Below are 23,880 nucleotides of genomic sequence, written 5' to 3' on the forward strand. Positions count from 1 at the left end.
AGTTGATCTCATGTCTCAGGCGAACCTGCCAAACATCACCCCAACCATAAGCATTGCCAGGGATGATGCTGTTAACCTGCTGCTGTCCTCCATTGCGATGGAAGAATTGGGACTCAGCCACATTATCAATGCCGAAGGGGAGAAGCTGCAATATATCCTGGGTACATTACCTGGAATTACAGCTCCTGAAGCGACTATAGGCGATGTATTAGCTATGAACGATAGTGTAAGAAATATGATGCGGGACATTGTCAAGAAGGAATTCATTCTCACCAACAAGCTGGAGACAGTCCTCAATGCCTCCATAATGGTAGGGCCTACTGGCGCAACAGGGGCTACGGGTAATCCCGGGGGGCCTCCAGGTCCTCAAGGCGATCAGGGAATTCAGGGCCTCCAAGGTGCAATGGGAATAACCGGTCAAACGGGAGAGACTGGCTTAACGGGTCTGACCGGATTGACTGGGGTAACCGGTCTAACGGGGCTAACCGGAGAGACGGGAGAGACCGGGATGACCGGCTTAACGGGGGAGACCGGGATGACCGGAGTAACCGGTCTAACCGGAGAGACGGGAGAGACCGGGATGACCGGTTTAACGGGAGAGACCGGGATGACGGGAGTAACCGGTCTAACTGGAGAGACGGGAGAGACCGGGATGACGGGTCTGACCGGTTTAACGGGTCTGACTGGATTGACTGGGGTAACCGGTCTAACCGGGATGACCGGCATGACTGGTATGACTGGTATGACTGGCTTAACCGGTCTGGCCTTCTTCGCAGAGTTTGCTTCTGCTGGATCTACAGCAGATCAAGTTGGCGCTTTTCCCGAAGCGGTGACTTGGACCTCTACTGGGCCGAGTGACGGAAGTATTATTTTGAATCCAGATTCAAATCAGTACTTTCCACTACCTCTCAATTCTACAGTTCTGGTCCAATACTTTGTCACTGGCGGGAAAGTTTTCGCTGAACCAATGAGCTTCCAATTGTACACCTATGATGCAGGTGAAGCTCTTATTGCTCCTGTTCCTGGTTCACAAGCAACTTCGGCATTGGGCGCAGGCACAATTGCAACTGTGGCAGGGGGCGGTATCATTGGAACTACAGGTATACCACAGTTTGTGGGATTAGTTAATGAAAATGCTACTGAACCTGTAGGAGAAAACGGTACCTTCTCTGCCAATATTCAACTGATCAGGATTAATTAAAATATCAATGTATAACGAGCGCCAGAATGAATTCTGGCGCTTTGACGCGTCTAAAAGTTTCAGAACAGAGAGAGGATTGGCCTCTTTGGAAATATTAGGATAATTGTCCAAGCCAGACTGATTCACAAGCATAGAATATTAGGTGTTGCCAGATCTCCGAGAGGTCTATGAAATATTCTGCATATCATGGACTTGGACAATCTATAGGCAGCATAAACTGGTATTGGGGGTGTTGTTTAAATAGTACTGCCGTTCGCAAATGGCAAGCAAATATAAAGTGAAAGAAGGGTTGTGTCCATATGTCATCATTAATTCCAGTGCAACTGGGAAGTCCGGGACCGGCAATCCGGATGGCAAGTCCGATATTGCTGGAGGAGAGTCATCCGTTCTTCCAAATTGATTTTAGTGTGCCTCTGTCGTTCCAGCCCGCCGCGCCCGGTAATTATCATTTGATCGTCGGGCTATCGGTGCTGAAAGACGGAAAGATCATTTATACCCTTACCGAGCCCTTTATCGGCAGCGGCAATGCTGGGGAAGCACTCATTGCGGATGTGAATGCAAGGATTACAGGCAGCTTCGGCCAGGGCGGGCAGTTCTTTGAATTGGAGCTGCAGATTCTGTCTTCACAGAATATTGCGGCGAATCCGCTGGCCGGACGCCCAGCAGTCTCCGTCCAAGGAGTGGCGGCGGACGAGGAGGAGGTGGGTCCGACAGGGCCAACGGGTACGCAAGGTCCACGGGGTACGAAGGGACCTAAAGGTCCGACTGGCAGCACTGGACCGACAGGAACAACTGGTCCTGGCATACAAGGGGTGAAGGGTCCTAAGGGCCCCACTGGACCGACTGGTGTGGTTGTGGCAACTGGAGCGGGGAGCGTAACGGGGGCAACGGGTGTTACAGGACCTGACGGGGTAGGGCCCACAGGTGCAACCGGAATGACTGGAATTGGAGCCACCGGGATGACCGGATATGGTCCGCAGGGACCGACAGGGACGACGGGAGCAAGGGGCGTGACGGGACCTACAGGTCCTGGTTCAGGGGCTACCGGGGATACGGGTCCAACCGGTCCCACAGGGATAACCGGACCCAGCCGAGCCTTACCGATCGTTGTGAGTGATACTCTGCTGTCGAGCAGTCCTATTGAGGGGAACATCGTAGGCCAACTCCCGTCGGTACTGATAACCTCGACCGATCAATGTGTAGTTGTAGCAGGTACCTTCCAAATCAGCTACGGAAATCCATCTAATCATAATTATAACAACGCTATTTCTTATTTGGTGAGACGAGATGGTCAGACAATTCCAGACACTGGTGATCAAGTATGGAGTATTTCTTACGATTATTTGAATAATCCACCGTATAATTCAATTCCTTCTGAACAATCATTATCCTTCTATGCAGTAGATGAGAATCCGTCACCGGGTGTTCATAACTATCAATTGTATGTGGAGGTTACGAATCTGTCTACCAATACAACCATCAGCTATAAATCATTTAGTGCAACCGCGAAGGTATTCCTCAAAGGAAATTAATGATATCTATTCATAAAAGCCGCGTCAGTGTAACAAGCATCTGAGAAATAAAGGAGTTGAACATATATGAACATCTATTCGTCGCTTCCCCTTGAAAGCGGCAAAGAACTGGTGCTTACGGATATCCGGACGGATGTAGAACAGCCGTATCCATCTGCGGAAGTGCAGTTATCGATTCCTCTGCTGCTGGATATCCAGTCCACCGGCTATTATCATCTACACTTGAATGTTGAACTATGGAGGGCAAATGCGTTAGTCGAAACCCGTGATGTGTCGGTTGAATCCACAGCCTTGTCTGCCGGATGGATACAGACTGAAGCCATGGTCAGATTCAGTGATGAACTGCCCGCAGGCATTCATCAATACGAGCTGATAATGAAGCTGCTCCATGTTCAGAATATCGCTTCGGATATCCGGGTCGGCTCCCCGTTGATCCGGACGGGGCCGGGGCCTGTCATATTCAACGGCCCCATAGGCCCCCAAGGACCTACAGGACCTACTGGCCTCACTGGAAGCACCGGAATACCTGGAGGCTTAGGGGGAAGGGGAGCGGCTGGATTCTCAGCTACCGGCCCGACCGGCCTAACCGGCCCCACCGGTCCAACAGGGGAAACCGGTTATGCAGGAGGATTCGCTGGCCCCACTGGAACGACCGGGGCAGCGGGAATGGGGATTACAGGAGCGACCGGACTTACAGGTGTAGGGGCCATGGGAGCCACCGGACTAGGAATTATAGGGGATACAGGACCCGACGGTCCGACAGGCCCCACAGGCCCCACAGGGGATCCGTCCGGGGGAAGCGGTGAGCAGGGTGAAGCCGGACCCGAGGGTCCCATAGGAGCTACAGGTACACCAGCGAATGAAGCGTTTATTCCAACATTGACTTACAGAGTTTCTGTCGGTGCTTTGGAAGTGGCTCTTAATACCCCTACAACGCTTGTGTCTCTCCCGGTTGATCCTGGAAGCGGGAGTTGTCAGGTAGAAGGGATAGTAAAGTTATCTTATTTTAAGAGTATACCTGGACCAACTAATTCTGGACTCCGAATAGGCTTCAAACTTACTGATACTGCTGGAAATACATTATATCAGTACGCTGATTATTTCCAAAAACAGCAAGGAACTGGCTATTCTGGAATATTTCAGAATTCCCCGTTTATTGTGATGTATGATGGGCCACCGACTACTCTGACTTTAACTCTGTTGTATACAGGTGATGAACAAGACGGATGGAACTTAGTTCAACTCTTCCAAAGTGTAATAACATCCACGGTAATTCCTGATAGCATCTGATGTTGTGGAAAATCTTAAAGGCGGTGAAGTTATGTCGAATCTAATACCTCTCCCCTTGGGAGCACCAGGACCGGCTGTTCACCTGGCGGAGACTCTTGACATTGTTGCAGCACAGCCCCAGGCGCATGTCACGTTCCAGATTCCTGTCGTCTTCCAGGGAGTCACTTCCGGTCCATCCTTGCTGCGGGTAGAATTGGAAACAATGCTCTCCGGCAATGTCCTGCAGACTCAATTGGTCACACTGTCCCATACCGGAACGGAGGAGACCGTTAGAACAATGCAGGTGACGGTCAACCATGCGGCGTACCCGGGAACGTATGCCTACACGATCCGAGCCCGGGTCGTCAGCTACATTAACGTCAAAGCAGATCCATCTATAGGCAGAGCTGTTGCAGGGATCGCATCTGTGAATACAGGTAGAGCTGCGGCAGGACTGACCGGCCCAACCGGCCCGACAGGAACAACCGGTACCCAGGGGCGGATGGGCGATGGCGGCGATCCTGGTAAGAAGGGCGTGACAGGGGCAACAGGCTACGGAGCGACCGGGCAGACAGGAGATACAGGCACACCGGGTCCTCCCGCGGTTGTCACTGGCCCAGTAGGCTATGGTCCGACTGGTCCGACCGGGGAGACGGGAAACAACGGAATCGGCCCTACGGGTGCAACCGGCGTAGCTGTAACAGGCACTACGGGGTACAGCGTACAAGGAACGCGAGGTGCGCAGGGACCGGAGGGTTCAGAGGGCGCACTGGGGCCGACAGGAACTGGCGGTAAAGGCCCGGCGGGTCCGCCAGGAGCCACAGGTGCAACTGGGGCGACGGGAGAGCCCGTGCCACCTCCTGCATACCAATACCTTAACAATCCACTAGTATTAAGCAATGCTTCACTAACGGTTCTCAACCTGAACTTTTTGCAGATTGAGGACGGACAACGCGTACAACTACAGGGGAATCTCCGAGTCTCCTATCTCCCGCTTGCAACAGCCGTACGAATCCCTCTCTCTATTTATGTTCTCTATAAAGGTATAGTGATTCAGTGGTTTGACTTCCGGTCCATTGTTCAAGGTTATGGGAGCGGTGCAGCCGATCCCGGCGAAAGAGCGAGTGTGCAATTCCCGTTCAGCCTGACGCATACCCCTGATGCCGGAGCGGGAGTCTATTCGGTTCAAGTACAAATAAACTTTTCTGTACCGGCCAACTTCTCGCTGACCGTGGAGAACCGGTATCTGGCAGCAGAGGTTGTGGGAAGCGGGACACCCTATATCCAGGATGAAGAAGTTTATTTCCTGGCTGCGGGCGGGGTCCAGACCTTAAATGCTCTGGTCGGTCCAACCCATTCGGTCACTATGGACCCTAACATCATGTTCCCGCTGACAGCGGCTTACGCTTCATCGAGGGGCAGCAGTATCTACTTCGCGGTCCAAGACCGATTATACCAGTTCAACGCATACGCACAGAAGGTGGAATGGGGCATTGATCTGAATCAGGGAATGCAGGCAAATGACCTGTTGTTGACGCCTGACGAGCACTATCTCTTCATCTCGGATGAAGCCAGTCCCCAGGTGCAGATCTATGACGTGGTGAAAAGAGATCCGGTCAGAACGCTCACCCTGCACTCGAATGTGCTCTTCTCGGCTGCGTCTCCCGACAGCAGATACGTCTTCTTCTATGTCTACACTGGTGAGGTTTATGCCTATCGGATTGCTACAGGGGAGCTTACCGAGAATATTTTCAGTGGAGCCTATGATGTTCAGCCTGCAAAGTATTTAGGCATTTCGAACCCTCTAGTGGTATCACAGGACAGTAGCGAGGTACGATTAACACCCAGTCTACAAAATGTCGCTTATGCCTACTCGAAGGTGGGAAACTTTAGCGACAACGGGACCCGGTTCGTGGGGTCGACTCTACCTACCTGGGGTATTGTAGAGCTAAATAATGGAAGTACATTAGTAATAACCAACCATGTCGATCCAGACGTCCCGCCCAATTTTTCTTTAATCACTGTTGTAAATCCCGATTCGTCAGTTGCAGCAATCTCTATTAACGTTGATGCGGTTGCTCTGGCCCTGTCTCCTGATGGTTCAATGCTTTGTGTTCAGAGTATCCAGGGGATAACTCTCATTGAGCCCAGAACATTTTTAGGAGAATCATTTATTTCAATACCGGAATCCATCATACAGGGTGGAATTAGTTTCACAAGGGACAGCCGTTTTGTCATTGCAATTGGAACTGAGCATATTTACTCAATAAGCATGCAGGATCGCTCCATGAGAACCTTTGACCTTCCGCCTGAACCTTCTAATCATCCGCTATTCTATACCCTCACTAGCGGAGCCTACAAAACGCAGAGTAAATAAAACTGCACGACAAGTGCTTAGACCAATCCCTGTGGTTCCTGAAACCGCGGGGATTGTCTTCAGAAATGATTAGAACCGGAGGGTGGACGGATGAAAGGCATTATTCTGGCGGGCGGCTCGGGGACGAGACTGCATCCGCTGACGAAGTCGATCTCCAAGCAGATTCTGCCGGTATACGACAAGCCAATGATCTATTATCCGCTGTCTGTATTGATGCTGGCAGGCATCCGGGATATCCTAATTATCTCCACCGGGAGAGACATCCGGCTGTTCCAGGATCTTCTGGGCAACGGCGAACAGCTTGGCCTCTCCTTCCAGTATGCAGTGCAGGAGCAGCCGCGCGGACTTGCCGAAGCGTTCCTGATCGGAGAAGAATTTATTGGTACAGATCATGTGTGCATGATTCTGGGCGACAACATCTTCTATGGACAGAGCTTCAGCTCCATTCTGGAGCGGGCTGTCCAGCGGCGGGAGGGTGCCACGATCTTCGGCTGCCGGGTACAAGATCCTTCGGCTTATGGTGTTGTTGAATTTGACAGCATGGGCAAGGCGGTTGCGCTGGAGGAGAAGCCCCTGTATCCCCGTTCCCATTATGCAGTGCCGGGCTTATACTTCTACGACCGCCAGGTCGTTGAGATCGCAAGACATATCCAGCCCTCACGGCGTGGTGAAATCGAGATTACAGATGTTAACCGGGAGTATTTAAACAGAGGCCAATTGAATGTGGAGCTGTTCGGCCGGGGAATGGCCTGGCTGGATACCGGGACGCCGGATTCATTGCTGGAGGCAGCCAATCTGGTGGAGACGCTCCAGAAGCGGCAAGGCCTGTACGTGGCTTGCATTGAAGAGATTGCTTTCATTAAAGGCTACATTACCAGAGAGCAGCTTCTGGAGCTGGCAAGGCCGCTGCGCAAGCTGGCCTACGGACAATATCTGAACACCATTGCTGAAGAATCACTTACTGCGGGCGGACAAGGTCCATGGAGGAGGAGTTAACTTGAAGATATCTGATTATGTCATTGATTATCTCAAGCAGCAAGGTGTCTCCCATGTCTTCGAGTTCATTGGCGGGGCGATTGTCCATTTGCTCGATTCCGTCTCGGTTAGAGAGGACATCGAGTGTGTCTCTGTCCGTCATGAACAAGCAGGCGCATTCGCAGCGGAGGCCTATGCGAGAATGAACGGGAAGCTGGGTGTAGCTATGGCTACTAGCGGACCGGGAGCCTTGAATCTGTTGACCGGTATAGGCAGTTGCTACTTCGACTCCGTTCCTTGCTTATTCATCACGGGTCAAGTAAACACATATGAGTATAAATTCGACCGTCCGGTCCGGCAAATAGGATTCCAGGAAACGGATATTGTCAGTGTCGCGCAGCCGTTAACCAAATATGCAGTCATGGTTACTAAGCCGGATCAGATCAGGTATGAGCTGGAAAAGGCTGTGGCGCTCGCGCAAAGCGGCCGGCCCGGCCCGGTGCTTCTGGATCTTCCGATGAATCTTCAGCGGGCAGAGGTGGAACCTGATACGCTGGCCAGCTTCTATGATAGTGTTGAATATCAGGAGCTTATGCAAGATGATGGCGACTTAGACGCAGCCGTTGTTGCAGATGTCCTGAAACGGCTTGAGGCAGCCAAGAGGCCGCTGATACTGGCGGGCGGGGGAGTGAGGGCCGGTAACTCCGCAGCGTCATTATCCCGGTTCATTGAGCTGACCGGAATCCCCGTTGTTACTTCATTAATGGGATTGGATGTCATCCCCCATGACCACCGGTTATATACAGGTCTGATCGGGTCATACGGCAACCGTTACAGCAATCTGATCCTGGCGAATTGTGACTTGTTACTTATTCTCGGCTCAAGGCTGGATACCAGACAGACCGGAACCAGACCGGATACCTTCGGGCGCGGCGCTGACTTGATCCATGTAGATATTGATTCTAACGAGCTTAACAGCAAAGTTAGCGTAAGCCTAGCTGTTCACTCCAGTCTGAATGTATTTCTCGAGAGGATGAATGATGCATTAGCTGTATTTAGCAAGCCTGATATTACTGCATGGTTAGACTATATTACACTACTTAAGAAGCAATATCCTACCTATTCCTTCACTCCGCAGGCTGATGAAATTGAACCGAACCGGTTCATGGAGCTGTTGTCCTCCAGATCAGAGAACTTCCATACGGTATGTCTAGATGTGGGCCAGCATCAGATGTGGGCATCGCAATCCTTCAGGCTGTCCGGACATCAAAGGTTGCTTAATTCCGGCGGGATGGGGGCCATGGGCTTTGCCTTACCGGCTGCTATCGGCGCCTGTCTGGCCACAGGACAGGAGACGCTTGTGATTGCAGGAGACGGAGGATTTCAACTAAATATACAGGAGCTTGATACGGTGGTCCGGCTGAATCTGCCCATCAAAATCGTCGTTATGAATAATAGCTCGCTTGGCATGGTCAGGCAATTCCAGGATTTATATTTCGCAGGCAGACAACAATCGACGGTGAATCCCAATCCTTCGTTCATTGATATTGTTAGAGCGTATAAGCTCCCGGCTTATACTATGAATACGATGGCTGATATGCATCAGCTTAATCAGTTCCTGAGTGTGGATGGGCCGGCTTTCCTTGAGGTAAAGCTGGATAAGGATACCAATGTCTATCCCAAGCTGGTGGTGAACCGGCCGATTGAGGACATGTATCCTTACCTGGACAGGGAGGAATTAAAAAAGATCATGCAAATCGATCTCGTGGACGAAACGGATATTTCAACTTGATCTGACGGACACATTCCAGACTTGGCGCATATAGTGGTATTCACAGAGCAGAGAAGATTTGGCGGATGGGGAGGAAGCCTATTCTATCGAGACCATCCACTAAGTCCACACCAAACCTGTATAGATGAATACTACTATATTAATCATTAAGTATGCTGCTGACGGGAGGGTCCGCTGATCATGCGGATTTGGCATGATTCACAGCGCATACTGGAATGAAATCCAAATCTGTAAGGATGTGACCATGTAATGGCTTTTTTATCAACAGGACCTATTGAGAATAACCCTGTGAACGGAGTCAGACCTACTCAGCAGGTTACTGTCAAAATTGATAACCGCAGCCAGACTTCGGCTTACTCACTCACCATTCAGGGTTATCAATTGACCGGAGGAACGCGAGTGATGTACGTAAGCGAATTACTCAACATTGCAGCGAATCAGGTCGTTACGAAGAATTACTACGCAGACGTCAATGCATATGAATTCACATTTATTACCTCACCGAATTCATCGGAGGAAGTTGAGCCGGTGCAGATTTCGCTATGGGGCAAGAATTCATCGGGACAATTGGTCACCGCACACCGGTTAGTATCGGAAGAATTGTTAGGTGCAGACAAAGGCGGCGGCGGCGGAGCAACAGGACCGGCGGGACCTACAGGGCCGGCAGGAGAGAGAGGACCGTCAGGATTACCAGGGTCGCCAGGAGAAGCTGGACCAGCAGGACCTACTGGACCTACCGGGCCGGGTGGAGGAGAATCTGGAGCTACTGGACCTACAGGAGCCCCAGGACCTACAGGAACGACAGGAGCCCCTGGACCTACAGGGACCACGGGAGTTCAAGGTCCTCAAGGAACCACAGGGCCCGGAGGAGGAGCTCGGGGAGACACAGGTCTTACAGGAGTTACCGGAGTCACGGGTCTTACTGGGGAAACGGGAGCCACAGGGCTTACGGGGGTCACAGGACTTACGGGGGTCACAGGGCCTACGGGAGTCACAGGGCCTACGGGAGTCACAGGGCTTACGGGGGTCACAGGGCCTACGGGAGTCACAGGGCTCACGGGAGTTACAGGACTTACGGGAATTACAGGGCTTACGGGAGTTACAGGGCTTACAGGAGTTACAGGGCTTACAGGAATGACAGGAGTTACAGGAACGACCGGTCCCATATTGGCAACTGAAGGCTTCTCTGTATTCTTGCCAACCTTGGTGACTGGAACCACAGCAACTTTTGTTGGTTGGGAAGAAACAGCACCTTATTACGGCAATGCGGCATTCGACCAGGCTTTGGGGGAATATACCGTTCCAGAGACAGGAAGATATTCTATTGAAGCAACTATCAACTTTGCTTTTGACGCATCCATTGCCGCTGCTTTAGACCCGGCAGCGAATCCGTCTTTAGTGGTACAAAGAACTACACCAGCTCCAGTTACAGATCTTGTGACGGGATTATTACCGGTACTTGATGTGGCTATCGGAGGAACTTTAACCCTCAGAACGCTTCTAAGAAGCGGAACAGTCACCCTGGCAGGTGAAGTGGAGCTTACAGCAGGTGATGTGATCATTCTCATCTATCAGTCTAATGGAGTGGCGCTTGATGTAGACCTAGGGGCTACCAATGCAGGTGTTGTATGGTCTGTCCACAGATTAACCTGATCCTAGAATGGATCGGCTTCACTTATCAGCAGTTTATGAGCCATCCTTTAAGGGATGGCTTCTTTTGTATATTGGATCATTCTCAGGAGGCGGGGAGATGGAAGCGGAACAGGAAGGTCTGTTCAGTCTGTGTATGATTGTGAAGAACGAAGAAGCTGTGTTAGGACGTTGTCTGGACTCGGTCAGAGACCTGATGGATGAGATCATTATTGTGGATACGGGATCAACAGACAGAACAGTCACTGTTGCAGGCTGGTATACAGAGAAGGTGTTCACTTATCCGTGGGATGAGGATTTTGCAGCCGCCCGCAACTATTCCTTCGAGCAGGCGACGATGCCTTATGTCATCTGGATGGATGCGGATGAACTGCTGAGTGCGCCGGAAGCTGAGAAGCTGGCCAGGCTGAAGCAGCAGCTTGCGCAGGAACAGGAGGGGGTGGATGTAATCCGGATGGGAACCCGGCTATCTCCGCAGTCTTCCCAACCTGCTCCCCCAGTTGTACCAGTGTATCCGGAGTGCCGTCCCCGTGTTGTGAGGCGCGGACTTTTCCGCTGGCAGGGACGGGTTCATGAGGAGTTGGTTATTGGAGCAAGCTCCGCTATGAACACGGACATCTACATTGACCATCGTCCGTCCACTGTTCATACGGTGCGCAACCTGAAGATTCTAAAGCGCTGGATCGTTGAGGAGGGCATGGCTGAAGGAAGGCTGCTCTTCCACTATGCGAATGAATGCTTCGATGCCCGGGACTATCAAGCTGCTGCTGCTTCCTATGAACAGTTATTGCGCGAGCCTAGCGGCTGCAAGGAGGAAAGGATTACAGGTTGTCTGCGGTTATCAGAATGTTACCGGGAGCTAGGTGAAGCGGAGCTCAGGCTGAATAGCCTCTTCCGCTCTTTCGGCTTCGGGCTGCCCCAGGCGGATGTCTGCTGCACTGTAGCCGGATTCTTCGAGGAGCGCCGGGAATGGGAGAGTGCAATCTACTGGTATCTCCAGGCAATTGACCGGCAGACTGCGCCTCCGGGAGAACGCCCGGTCTCCCAGGCCTGTTACACCTGGCTGCCTCATGTCCTGGTCAGCCGCTGCTTCGCCGCCGCCGGAGAATGGCAGCAGGCCTACCGGCATAATGAGCAGGCCTTGGCTTACTTGCCTGGGAATCAGGTCTTGCTGGGCAAAAGAAGCGAATTACATCAGGTGCTCGAAGAGACAAGGTATAAGAAAGAATAATAAAGAAGCAGGCAGTTGGAAGGTTGCAACTGCCTGCTTCTTTATATGGATTTCTGGTTGCTTCGTGGTCCTTTCACCTGGACAAGCGAGACCTACTGGACTTGCCGGTCCGAAATACCGTATAAATGGGCATGGCTGTGAATAACTTGGTTATTGAAGAGCGTAAACCGGAAAGGGGCTGCTATGTAAACATTATGAAGATAAAGATCGCCTTACTAGGAGCCACAGGCCATATTTCTAAAAATCTAATTCTCGGTCTTGCAGTACTGCAGGAATATGAGCTGTATTTATTCTCACGGTCCAGGGACAGGATGACCCTTTTCCTGACAGAGAATCAGCTTCAGGAGCGTGTCAAGCTCTGTAAATACAATGAATTTGCTCACGCAGCGGACTATGATGTGGTAATTAACGGAGTAGGGATTGGTAATCCACGTGACCTTATGCAGTATCCGTTCCAGGTCTTTCAGATCACCGAGCAATACGACAATCTGATTCTGGACTATCTGCATAAGAATCCGGCGGCTATATACATCAATCTGAGCAGCGGGGCGGTATACGGATCTGAATTTGATCAGCCGGCTATAGACGGGAAGTGGCTTAAGCTTGATCCTAACCATCTGTCTGCCCAGGAATTTTACGGGATCACCAAGCTGAACATGGAGGCCAAGCACAGAAGTCTGGGCCAATACGGTATTGTGGACTTGCGGATCTTCGGCTTTTTTAGCGCGTTCATTGATTTGGATTCCAGGTATCTGCTGACTGACATCATTCATCACCTTCAGACGGGAGAGATTCTGTACACCTCAGCCGACAACATCGTCAGAGATTACGTCCACCCGGCGGACTTGGTCGAGTTGATCAAGCTATGTATGCAGGGAGAGGTACGGAATGAGGCCTATGATGTATATTCTCTGAAGCCAGCGGCGAAATTCGAGATTCTGGACTACTTCGCAGAGTACCATGGACTGAAGTATGAAATCCAAGATAGCCCTTCCTACAACTCCATTACCGGCTCCAAAAATAATTATTATTCGCTAAATGACCGCGCTGCTGAAATAGGCTATCAGCCCCGTTACACCTCATTACAGAGCATCCAGACCGGTTACGGGCATCTGGCCCGAAAACTAAATTCATGAATCCCCGCCCGCAGGGAATTATAGAGCCTGAGAGACCTCTCTAATTCTGACAAGATAAGGACGGAGTTCATGAAGCAGACTTCTGGATCAACGGGGAATGACAAGAAACTGAAGTGGTGGCAGCTTAGCCTGCTGGGCATAGCGGGGACGATTGGCACGGGGTATTTCCTCGGGTCGGGCCTGGCGATTTCGATGGGCGGGCCGGCGGTGCTGCTGGTGTACCTGCTGGCGGCGGCGGGAACCTATGCGGTCTTCGATGCGCTGGCGCGTATGACGGCGGCGCAGCCGGAGCAAGGCTCCTTCCGCTCCTATGCCAAGCAGGCGTTCGGCAGTTGGGCCGGGTTCGGCAGCGGCTGGTTATACTGGTTCTCAGAGCTGCTGATTATGGGCAGCCAGCTTACGGCGCTGTCGATTTTCTCGCGGTTCTGGTTCCCGGACGTACCGATGTGGATTTTTGCAGCGGGGTATGCGCTGGTCGCTCTCGGGATTGTATTCTTCGGCAACAAGGGCTTCGACCGGGTGGAGAACGTGCTGGCCGTCATCAAGGTGGCGGCTATTCTTATGTTCCTGGTAATTGCGGCTGCGCTGCTAGCGGGCTGGATTGGCGGTGCCAAATTTCAGCCGAAGGTGCCTATGAGCTATAAGGCGTTGTTCCCGTCCGGCGGCATCGGGTTATGGTCCGCCTTCATTTTCGCGTTCTATGCCTATGGCGGGATTGAGGTGCTGGGTATTATGTCTTACCGGCTGGAGAAGCCGGAGGAAGCGCCGAAGGCGGGAAAGGTGATGCTGCTGGGGCTGGCGTCTGTGTATATTTTGTCCATTGGACTTGCGGTGATTATGGTGCCGCTTAGCGCTTTTAACCCCAAGGAGAGTCCCTTTGTGCTGGCTCTGCGCAGTGATCATCTCGCGTTCATACCGCATTTGTTCAACGGGGTGCTGATTATTGCCGGCTTCTCTACGATGACTGCGTCACTGTATGCCATTACCTCGATGATGCTTACGCTGGCCCAGGAGGGGGATGCGCCTATGGTGTTCGCGAAGAAATGGAAGGACAAGTATCCGCTGCTGGCGCTGTGCCTGATCGCGGGCGGTCTGACGGGGGCTGTAATTATGGCCTTGCTGCTGCCGGGAAAAGTGTACGAATACATCACCACCGCCGCCGGGCTGATGATTCTCTATAACTGGGCCTTCATCCTGCTCTCCTCGGCCAAGCTGCTGGGGCCAAGTCTGCTTGGCGGTGTGAAGCGCTGGAGCGGGCTGGTGCTGATTCTGGCTGCAGTCACCGGCACTCTGTTCCATAAGCTCAGCCGCCCGGGCTTCTATATCAGTCTCTTGATTGTAGCCTTGATAGCGCTAAGCGACTGGATAGTCCAGCATTACCGCAGCAAGCACGGGCAGGAGGCAGCGGACAAGGAACAGCGTAAGGAAGCGCATACAGGAAGCTTCCACTCGTTGCCGGGAGGCCCCGGCTTCCGGATCAAGGGCATTCGGCTGCGGAAGAACAAAATCTAATGAAAGAACAGCAGCCGGGCTGCCTGAATCCCGAAATAGAAGCCGAAGCCTACCAGCGATAGGCCGGACAGGACGGAGATCGACTTCAGCACCCGCGAAGTCAGGAAGGAGCGGAACATGCTGGAGGCTGCCGCCATGGTCACATCCCAGAGCAGTATGCCGAGAACAATGGCGCCGCTGTAGATCAGGAGCTGCTGCATCGGGTATTCGTTAACTGCTTTGGCCAAGATGGAGCCGTAGATTCCGAGCCAGAACAGGATGGAGAGGGGATTGAACAGCGACATGAGGAAGCCCGACACGAACGATTTGGACAGGGAGACCCCACTGCCTCTCGTGTCTGCGGCTGCAATCTGCCCAGAATGCTGGATGCTCTCGATACCGGTATAGACCAGCACGAAGAAGCCGAATAGCCACAGAAAGGCCTTGACGAACGGAGCATCCAGCAGATGAATCATCCCCAGATATACCAGTAGCATGTAGATAATATCGGCGCTGATGGCTCCGAGGCCCACTACCCAAGCCGGCATGAAGCCTCCGCGCAGCCCCTTGTCCAATTGGGCAGCATTAATAGGGCCGATAGGCGCTGACAGGGATAATCCCAGCACCATATAACCTATGAAAATGTTAATGATGTCCTCCTCCTTTATTCTATATAGATAGCTTATTCCACAGGATGGGAGAATAGGACAACCAGACCTGAAGAAGGCCCGCGAAGAATCGCGGGCCTCTTGCTGTATCAGATGCTGTAACCGGCTGCTTTACGCGTGGACCGGTTCCGGTCTCTTGACGAGCAGCGGCGGGGGAACCAGCCAGCCTTTTTTCTTCAGCAGATGCAGATTCTTCACACCGATAGCTGCCTTGGTGAGATGATATTTGGCGAACAATGCGCCGATATCCTCACGGATAGACATCCCCATCGCCTGGCTGCACGCCACCAGTCCAACCGCCAGAGTGGCTGCAACCATGGCTGCAATCTCAGGGTCCGTGAACCGTGCGCCAACCGGAATATCCTCCAGTCTCGCTTCAGGCCGGTTTGGCAGTGCCGGGGCAGCAGCAATGCCCTGCTCAGCCAGCAGCGAGTCGCATTCGCTGATCTCCAGCTCCGCCTGGTCGATCATAGAGGCGATGATTTTCTTCAGGTCACTATCTCCGGCATGATACATGTATGCTCTGTAAGACGATAAGGCGCCCTTGGCAGCCATTGAAGCCTCCCACACCGTAAAAATCTCTCCATAATGCATCGGCTCATCTTTGGGGTTGCCGCCTAGAATTCCTGTCATAAGTAATCAAGCTCCTTTGCGGTTGGATTTGAACAAGGGGTAGCATGTCCTGGAGGAAACAGAGATATTACAGAGCAAGGTTGTAAATTTGTTGACACGGATAAAAGGCTGACTGTCATTCCATAATAAGCAGATGTGAAGTTAGGTAATCATCAGCTGGATCATTCCTGGGTATAAATACAGCCGTTAGACCGACAATAAGCAGGATGCGAAACTAAAAGAAGGTGGTTCGTCCATGAACGGGTCCGAAGAGTCCCAAGGGGGAAAAGGTACAAAAGGGGCACTAATTGCGCTCTCCTCCATCCCGCTGATTATGACACTGGGTAATTCAATGTTGTTGCCGATCCTGCCGCAGATCTCGAAGGAGCTTGGGGTGAGCGCTTTTGAGGTCAGTATGATCATCACTGTCTATGGCCTGATCGCCATCCTGATGATTCCCATCGCCGGCTATTTATCAGATCGCTTCGGGCGAAAAAAAGTAATTCTGCCCAGCCTGATCCTGGCCGCCCTGGGCGGAGCCGGATGTGTCGCCGCTGCCTGGTTCTTCACAGGAGTGAGCGCGTACTGGATCATTCTTGCCGGACGTTTCGTCCAGGGGATCGGTGCCGCAGGCGCTTTTCCCATCGTCATTCCATTCGTGGGCGATCTGTTCAAGGACGAGAAGGAGGTGAGCAAGGGGCTCGGGATTATTGAAACCTCCAATACCTTCGGGAAAGTGGTCAGCCCGATCCTTGGAGCTTATCTGGGGATGCTGCTATGGTATGCGCCTTTTATCGCCATTCCTGTCCTGTGCCTGATCTCTTGCATTCTAGTGATCTTCCTGGTCAAGAAGCCTAAGGAGGAGGCGGAGAAGACCAGTCTTAAGGAATTCCTGGGCGGCATTAAAAACGTATTGCTTGAGAAGGGCCGCTGGCTGTACGCCATCTTCGCCATCGGGGGCATCTGCATGTTCGCCACCTTCGGGGTGCTGTTCTACTTATCTGAGATCCTCGAATCGAGATATAACCTGCATGGGGCCTACAAAGGCTTCGTTCTGGCTATTCCGCTTGCTTTGCTATGTCTGGCCTCTTACGGAAGCGGCAAGATCATCGGCAAAAACAAGCCGCTCATGAAATGGCTCGGCTTCGGCGGCATGGCCTTACTGACTGCTGCCACGCTGATTACGGGCTTCAGCGAGAACATCTATTACATGGTCGGGTTCCTGAGTCTAAGCGGAATCGGGATCGGAGTGGTTCTGCCCTGTATGGATGCACTGATTACCGAAGGCATCGAGAAGGAGAACCGGGGCACGATAACTTCCCTCTACAGCAGCATGAGATTCATCGGGGTCGCGCTCGGCCCGCCGGTGGTGTCCCTCTTGATGAACCGGGGACATTGGACCTTGTTCTTCACCATGGCGGGCGTCGGGGCCGTAGGCGGCTTGCTGTCCTTCTTCGCGGTAACGCCCAGTAAGGACGATGCCGAAGGGGAAGGCCGGACAGAGCGGAATTCATTCAAGGCGAAGAAGGGAAGCCCGCTACGCCAGCGTGTCCGGTAGGGGTTGTATGCTTTTATGGTTGAAGGAGTGCCCCATATGAGGCGCTCCTTATTTTTCTTTTATTGGAAACGTGTATTACAAGCAAAAACTGAATACAGTGGGTGCTGCCACGATGAGCGATGGGCTCTAGGCTTCACAGCCAATAACAATTGTTGAGAAATTCTGCATGAAATGCAACAATCCTGCCCTATTGAAGCGGTCTATGCTGAAATCCTGCACAAAATGCAACAAATCCAGCGCAAACTTGCTCTAATCACAGAAATTTATGCAATTCATGCAACATTCCACTTCAGCCAGTAATAGGTATAGAGGATTCCTGCAATAATTGCAACAATTCTCAGGCGCTCCTTTTATCCGTATGCTTCACATTACTAATATAACATGGTATATTAGGTTGTGTCTTTCCAAGAGAAAGCGGTAATGGAGGTGCTTGATATGGCCAATGACTCAGGCTCGAAGCCGATGTACGAAATGATATTTCATACGCTGCGTGAGCGAATTACGAATCATGAATATAAAGCGGGGGAGCGGGTTCCCTCAGAAAAAGAACTGTGCAGTGAATTTGGGGTGAGCCGGATTACCTCCAAGAAAGCACTGAAAATGCTGGCTGATGAACATCTAATCGTCCGTCAGCCAGGCAGAGGCTCCTTCGTAGCCGATGCGAACTCGCTGATCATGAAACCGTTTGACAGCCAGCAGACGGTCCGGACCACAGGCAAGAAACGGATCATCGGACTGGTGATTACACACTTCAGTGATATGTACGGCACAGAGCTGATCTACGGCATGGAAGAAGCTTCGCGGGAGAATGACGCATTTCTGATTGTGCGGCGGTCGTTCGGGATTCCCGAGCTGGAGGAACAGGCGATTCAACAGCTCTTGGGGCTTGGGGTGGACGGGCTGATTATCTTCCCGGCGCAAGGCGAATATTTCAGTGCCGAGATCCTGAAGCTGGTCATCCAGAAATTCCCGTTTGTCATGATTGACCGGTATCTAAAGGGGATTCCCGCCTCTTCTGTGAGTACTGATAATATTCAGGCGGCCAAGGAAGCTACACACTATCTCTTCGGGCTTGGGCACCGCCATATCGGATTTCTCGCGCCTCCGCCAGCAAATACAACCGCAATAGAGGAACGGATCGATGGTATTCTCGAAGCTCACATGGAGCATAATCTGCTGGCGAACCGTGAATTATGGATGGAGACGATCACGTCTACTATGCCGAATGTATTTGACCCGGAGGCCCGTATTAGCGATGTAGACAAGCTGGTAGAGCATCTGCGGAAATATCCTCAGATCACCGCGCTGTTCGCAGCCGAATATAGTATCGCGTTGCTGGTCGAAGAGGCGGCGGGCAAGCTGGGACTGCGGATTCCCGAAGACTTGTCCCTGATTTGCTTCGACAGCCCGGAGTCCTATGAAGGCTGTAGAGTGACGCATATGCGCCAGAATCAGTTCAGTATCGGCAAGCAGGCGTATGAGAATGTATTCACTATGCATGTGAACGAGCAGCCGATTTCCCGGATTCTTTTACCGGCCGAGTTGATTAAGGGCAAGTCAACAGCACCGGTCCGCAAGCAATAATCTTACTGCAAGAGGCCGCTATAATCATAACGGAAATGAATTAGCCTTCGTCGCGAAGGCTTTTTTTGTTGCGCTCAGAATGGGCGACACTAGGGCGTGTGAGCCAAATATAATATACCAATAGCGCATTATATTCTATAAATATACCATTAATATATTGACATATTATTATTATTTGTTTACTATGATGAAAGCGTTTGAAATACTGATATATACCATTTGGAGGTGCAACATACACCCGTGAAGCTACAGAATGAAATTCCGAAGTCTGTATATGATTTGATCGGCAAGGTACAAGGGGAGTTGCCAGACTCTTCCAAGCTGGCCAAGATGTTCGAGGACTGCATGATCAATACCATTGGCACCACCATTTCGCAGAAAGCGGATGGCACCACCTTCGTTATAACAGGTGATATACCAGCTATGTGGCTGCGTGATTCCGCTGCCCAGGTTCGGCCGTATCTGCTGCTTGCCGCAGAAGATTCTAACATGGAAGCGATGATTGCAGGTCTTGTGAAGCGGCAGATGAATTATGTTCTGCTTGATCCGTATGCCAATGCCTTCAATGAAGAGGCGAACGGCCACGGACATCAATCGGATCTTACCGCTATGAACCCGTGGATCTGGGAACGCAAATATGAGATTGATTCGCTGGCGTATCCGATTCAGCTCAGTTATCTGCTCTGGAAGAACAGCGGCTGCGTCACGCAGTTTGACGAGACCTTCCGCAAGGCCGCGCTTGAAATCATCAAGCTGTGGAGAGTGGAGCAGCATCACGAGACAGATTCCCCATATACGTTCCAGCGCCTGGATGCACCGCTCACCGATACATTGACCCGTGAAGGCAAAGGCAGCGAAACCGCTTATACCGGGATGACCTGGTCAGGCTTCCGGCCAAGCGATGATTGCTGTGAGTATGGCTATCTGGTGCCGTCCAATATGTTCGCTGTCGTTGTCCTGCGATATCTGGAAGAGATTGCCCGTGAGATCTACGGGGATCAGGAGCTTGCGGCAGCGGCGCAGAAGCTGGGGCAGGAGATTAATCAGGGGATTCAGGAGCATGGCATCTATAATCATCCGGTCTATGGGAGAATCTATGCTTATGAGACGGACGGGCTAGGTCACTACAATCTTATGGATGACGCCAATGTTCCAAGCCTGCTGTCCTTGCCTTACCTCGGCTACACGGACGAGAATGACGAGGTGTACCGCAATACCCGGAGATTTATCCTCAGCGAGGATAATCCTTATTACTATAAAGGGCAGGTTGCGGAAGGCATCGGCAGTCCGCATACCCCGGAAGGTTACATCTGGCACATCGCCTTGTCTATGCAAGGACTTACGTCACCGGAACGCAGCGAGAAAGAACGCTTACTCCAGCTGATTCAGGACACAGATGGCGGCACAGGCCTGACTCATGAAGGCTTCTCTGTCAACGATGCCGCAGCATTCACCCGTCCATGGTTCTCCTGGTCGAATATGCTGTTCAGCGAACTGATTATGGATTATTGCGGATTACGGGTAGTGAAGTAGACCGGATTGTGTAGTAGAAAAGACGGCTTGTCCGTTCTTTTCGAAGCTTTTATGAAAGCGTTATGAAACTACAACCAAAAGGGGCAAAGACAAATGAAAATGAATAAATTCAAAGTTTCGATGACTGCGGCTATGGCTTCTCTTCTTCTGTTGACAACGGCCTGTTCAAGCGGCAATTCGAATTCCGGTTCGGGCGCAGCCGAAGGGAAGAAGGAGGTCACCATTACCTTCCGTTCGTCGGGCTCCGAGGATACATTAACCAAGTATTTTGAATCGGGACTGATTGAAAAGTTCGAAACGGACAACCCGGATATCAAGATCAAGATTGCTCCGGTGCTGGCCAGCGAAGGGGACTACACCTCCAAGATCGTCCTGCAGATGAAGTCGCCCGATACAGCGCCGGATATCGTAGCCGAAGATACCTCAATCATCAAATCGGATGCCGCAGCCGGATACCTGGAGCCGCTGGATACGCAGGTTGCGGGCTGGAGTGACTGGAAGGACAAATTCATTGAGAACCTCAAAGCCGGTGTGACCGGTGAAGACGGCAAAATCTACGGCGTACCTGCAACCTCGGATACACGCGGTATCTGGTACAACAAAGAGCTGCTGGCGCAAGCGGGCTTACCGGTGCCGTTCAAGCCTGCTAATTGGGATGAGGTGCTGGAAGCCGCACGTACCATCAAGGATAAGCTGCCGAGCGTAACCCCGCTGAATATGATCGTGGGCAAATCGAGCGGAGAAGGCGTAACGATGCAGACGCTGGAGATGCTTCTGTACGGCACGAACGACACCCTCTATAACGATGAAACTAAGAAATGGGTCGTAAGCAGCCCCGGACTCCTTGATTCCTTCAAATTCATTAATCAATTGTTCAATGTAGATAAGACAGGCCCTTCGATGCAGGTAGCACTTAACGGACAAGCCGGCAGCATTGCCTTCCAGCAGCTGTTCCCGCAGGGCAAGCTGGCGATGGCCGTAGACGGAAGCTGGGCCGGCTCCACCTGGTTCGAGAACGGCGCAGCACCGATTGAGAATGTAGCAGACAAGATGGGCTTCGCTCCATTCCCGACGCAGAACGGTCAAGAGCCTGGAGCCATCACCATGTCCGGCGGCTGGGCCTGGTCGATTCCGGCACAATCGCAGAATAAGGAAGCAGCGTGGAAGTTCCTGGAGTTCCTGATGAATCAGGAGAATGCAACAGGACGGGTAGTGGCAGAGGGCAACCTGAGCCCGCGTAATGATTCGGTGGACGTAGCAGGCTATACAGACCGTACGTATACAGCGGAGGCGCAAGCCTTACTGGAAGTAGCGAAATTCCGCCCGGCCAATGATCAGTATGCAACCGTATCTGCGCAGCTTCAGAGTATTGTAGAGAGCATTGCTTCAGGCAAGCTGTCGCCGGAAGATGCTGTGAAGCAGCTGAAGGATAATGTTACCCGCTCGCTTGGCGAAGATAAAGTAGAAGTCAAATAGTGGATTTGAGAATTCGAACGCAGAGGAGAAGCCATTCTCCTCTTTCGGATTTGGAGGGGGAGTGACCTATGAAAAGGAAGTCGCGGGGCGCATTTTTATTTCTGACGCCTTCTGTCTTGCTGCTGCTGATATTCTTTATCGTACCGATTATTTTGACCATTTGCTTTGCCTTTACCAATATGGCTCTGACGGGGAGTGCTGCCCGTAACCTGCAATTCATCGGCTTCCAGAACTTCACGAACATGTTCCAGGACCCGGATTTCCGGATCAGCGTCTGGAGAACCCTGGTGTTCCTGATTTTCTCAGCGGTCATCGGGCAGGTCGTGCTCGGCTTCATTCTGGCCCTGCTAATGAAAGAGAAGAATGTAACCTTCCGCCGGATCATCGGCATTATCGTCATTGCGGGCTGGGTTACACCGGAGATCGTTGTCGCCTTCTGTATGGTAGCGTTCTTCAGTGATAACGGGTCCCTTAATCAGATCATCGGCTGGTTTGGCATTAGCCCGGTCTCCTGGCTGTTCAGCTTCCCGATGGTGAGTGTCATCATTGCCAACATCTGGCACGGCACAGCGTTCTCGATGATGGTTTATCAATCCGCACTGGATGAGATTCCCAAGGATATTGAGGAGGCCGCCACGATTGATGGAGCGAGCAACTTCAAGATTCTTAGTTACATCACCATTCCTATGGTAAAAGGCTCGATCGTCACCAACATGATGCTTGTCACGCTCCAGACACTGGGCGTATTCACACTGATCTATACCATGACCGGAGGGGGACCGGGAACGGCCACTCAGACCTTACCGGTATTTATGTACAACCAGGCCTTCGTCAATTATCAGTTCGGATACGGCACCGCGATCTCGCTCGTGCTGCTGGTGATCGGAATTGTTGCAAGCTTGTTCTATATGAAATCTATGAAAGTCAAGGTCTAACCCTGAAGGAGGTGCATCACTGTGGTCAAGCATAGGCTTCAACGTAATATCCAATACGGGATTCTGGTGGTTCTGGGACTCTGCTTCCTGCTGCCGTTATTCTGGATTCTGCTCGCTTCGTTTGATACAAATGCCCAGCAGGGTATTAGATTCCCTAATTTTACACTCGATAACTTCTCGGCAGTGCTCGGAGACAGCGGCAATCTGCGCTCGTTCGGCGTAGGGATCATTCTCTCCGGAGGGCAGGCAACCCTTGTTGTTATTGCATCCGTACTGGCTGCATACCCGTTATCCCGTTATGAGATGCGCTTCAAAAAAAGCTTCCTGCTCAGCATCCTCTTCATGACGGCTCTGCCGATTACGGCGGTTATGGTTCCGGTATTTCAGATGTTCCTGTTCTTCAAATTGCAGAACTCAATCTTCGCGACCATGCTCTTCCTCACATCCTCCTCCCTGCCCTACGGGATCTGGATGATGAAGAGCTTCATGGACTCCGTGCCGATCGATCTGGAGGAAGCAGCATGGATTGACGGGGCCTCCGTCTGGGGCGGACTCCGGAGAATCGTGGCCCCGCTCATGCTTCCGGGTATCGCGACGATTGCGATCTTTACCTTCTCGGGCAGCTGGGGGAACTTCTTCGTGCCGTACATCCTGCTCCAGACACCGGAGAAGCTGCCGGCCTCTGTCACAATCTATCAATTCTTCGGCAGCCATGGTATGGTCGAATATGGCAGACTCGCTGCCTTCTCACTGCTCTACACGATGCCTTCCGTAGTGCTGTATATGTTCTCCCAGCGGTATATGTCCAAGGGGTTCAGCATGGGCGGAGCGACAAAAGGATAAGGGATAATGGAGGGTTA

The 23,880-nt window shown here is 51.9% G+C and carries 18 protein-coding genes; 16 read left to right on the plus strand and 2 right to left on the minus strand.

Translation table 11 applies throughout. The features are described from left to right. Nucleotides 1-10 precede the first annotated feature (10 nt). The 10 genes from NST04_RS13395 to NST04_RS13440 all read left to right on the plus strand — a co-directional run bounded on the left by NST04_RS13395 (nt 11) and on the right by NST04_RS13440 (nt 14,675). Nucleotides 11-1,201 (plus strand): hypothetical protein, encoded by a 1,191-nt coding sequence (locus tag NST04_RS13395; RefSeq protein ID WP_341184637.1) that lies wholly within the window; start codon nt 11-13, stop codon nt 1,199-1,201. A gap of 350 nt (nt 1,202-1,551) precedes the next feature. Further along, nucleotides 1,552-2,733 (plus strand): hypothetical protein, encoded by a 1,182-nt coding sequence (locus NST04_RS13400; RefSeq protein WP_341184638.1) that lies wholly within the window; start codon nt 1,552-1,554, stop codon nt 2,731-2,733. Nucleotides 2,734-2,799: 66 nt separating this feature from the next. Then, entirely contained in the window at nt 2,800-4,023 is a 1,224-nt protein-coding gene (locus NST04_RS13405; RefSeq protein ID WP_341184639.1) for a hypothetical protein, read from the plus strand. A 31-nt stretch (nt 4,024-4,054) separates the two neighbouring features. Next, a complete protein-coding gene (locus tag NST04_RS13410; RefSeq protein WP_341184640.1) occupies nt 4,055-6,379 on the plus strand; it encodes a hypothetical protein in 2,325 nt (774 codons plus the stop codon). A 90-nt stretch (nt 6,380-6,469) separates the two neighbouring features. Next, nucleotides 6,470-7,375, plus strand: coding sequence for a glucose-1-phosphate thymidylyltransferase RfbA (gene rfbA, locus NST04_RS13415; RefSeq protein WP_341184641.1), 906 nt, complete (start codon nt 6,470-6,472; stop codon nt 7,373-7,375). Between the two features lies 1 nt (nt 7,376). After that, the gene (locus tag NST04_RS13420) at nt 7,377-9,146 is read left to right on the plus strand and encodes a thiamine pyrophosphate-binding protein (protein ID WP_341184642.1); all 1,770 of its coding nucleotides are present in this window, start codon (nt 7,377-7,379) and stop codon (nt 9,144-9,146) included. A gap of 249 nt (nt 9,147-9,395) precedes the next feature. Continuing rightward, complete coding sequence (locus tag NST04_RS13425; RefSeq protein WP_341184643.1) at nt 9,396-10,799, plus strand: hypothetical protein; 1,404 nt, start codon at nt 9,396-9,398, stop codon at nt 10,797-10,799. A gap of 97 nt (nt 10,800-10,896) precedes the next feature. Continuing rightward, nucleotides 10,897-12,027 carry a glycosyltransferase family 2 protein gene (locus NST04_RS13430; protein WP_341184644.1) on the plus strand — a complete coding sequence of 377 codons (1,131 nt, stop codon included), beginning with the start codon at nt 10,897-10,899 and terminating at the stop codon, nt 12,025-12,027. Between the two features lie 194 nt (nt 12,028-12,221). After that, on the plus strand, nt 12,222-13,163 hold the full coding sequence (locus NST04_RS13435) for an NAD-dependent epimerase/dehydratase family protein (protein WP_341184645.1): 942 nt from the start codon (nt 12,222-12,224) through the stop codon (nt 13,161-13,163). A 69-nt stretch (nt 13,164-13,232) separates the two neighbouring features. After that, a complete protein-coding gene (locus NST04_RS13440) occupies nt 13,233-14,675 on the plus strand; it encodes an amino acid permease (RefSeq protein ID WP_341184646.1) in 1,443 nt (480 codons plus the stop codon). On the opposite strand, the gene NST04_RS13445 is transcribed toward NST04_RS13440, so the two are convergent. Then, entirely contained in the window at nt 14,672-15,283 is a 612-nt protein-coding gene (locus NST04_RS13445) for a LysE family transporter (RefSeq protein ID WP_179090382.1), read from the minus strand. The two genes, NST04_RS13440 and NST04_RS13445, sit on opposite strands and share 4 nt — an antisense overlap. Before the next feature lie 150 nt (nt 15,284-15,433). After that, complete coding sequence (locus NST04_RS13450; RefSeq protein ID WP_076154332.1) at nt 15,434-15,955, minus strand: DUF3231 family protein; 522 nt, start codon at nt 15,953-15,955, stop codon at nt 15,434-15,436. A gap of 235 nt (nt 15,956-16,190) precedes the next feature. Here NST04_RS13450 and NST04_RS13455 point away from each other — a divergent pair, with 235 nt between their 5' ends. The 6 genes from NST04_RS13455 to NST04_RS13480 all read left to right on the plus strand — a co-directional run bounded on the left by NST04_RS13455 (nt 16,191) and on the right by NST04_RS13480 (nt 23,863). Then, the gene (locus NST04_RS13455) at nt 16,191-17,492 is read left to right on the plus strand and encodes an MFS transporter (RefSeq protein WP_341184647.1); all 1,302 of its coding nucleotides are present in this window, start codon (nt 16,191-16,193) and stop codon (nt 17,490-17,492) included. Between the two features lie 435 nt (nt 17,493-17,927). Further along, a complete protein-coding gene (locus tag NST04_RS13460) occupies nt 17,928-19,076 on the plus strand; it encodes a GntR family transcriptional regulator (RefSeq protein ID WP_341184648.1) in 1,149 nt (382 codons plus the stop codon). A gap of 240 nt (nt 19,077-19,316) precedes the next feature. Continuing rightward, complete coding sequence (locus tag NST04_RS13465) at nt 19,317-20,609, plus strand: glycoside hydrolase family 125 protein (RefSeq protein ID WP_341184649.1); 1,293 nt, start codon at nt 19,317-19,319, stop codon at nt 20,607-20,609. A 93-nt stretch (nt 20,610-20,702) separates the two neighbouring features. Beyond that, a complete protein-coding gene (locus tag NST04_RS13470; RefSeq protein ID WP_341184650.1) occupies nt 20,703-22,085 on the plus strand; it encodes an extracellular solute-binding protein in 1,383 nt (460 codons plus the stop codon). A gap of 68 nt (nt 22,086-22,153) precedes the next feature. After that, a complete protein-coding gene (locus NST04_RS13475; RefSeq protein ID WP_036699600.1) occupies nt 22,154-23,020 on the plus strand; it encodes a carbohydrate ABC transporter permease in 867 nt (288 codons plus the stop codon). A 21-nt stretch (nt 23,021-23,041) separates the two neighbouring features. Then, the gene (locus tag NST04_RS13480; RefSeq protein ID WP_341184651.1) at nt 23,042-23,863 is read left to right on the plus strand and encodes a carbohydrate ABC transporter permease; all 822 of its coding nucleotides are present in this window, start codon (nt 23,042-23,044) and stop codon (nt 23,861-23,863) included. Nucleotides 23,864-23,880: the final 17 nt, after the last annotated feature.

It is taken from the genome of Paenibacillus sp. FSL H7-0756 (assembly GCF_038006765.1).
Lineage (GTDB): Bacteria > Bacillota > Bacilli > Paenibacillales > Paenibacillaceae > Paenibacillus_AQ.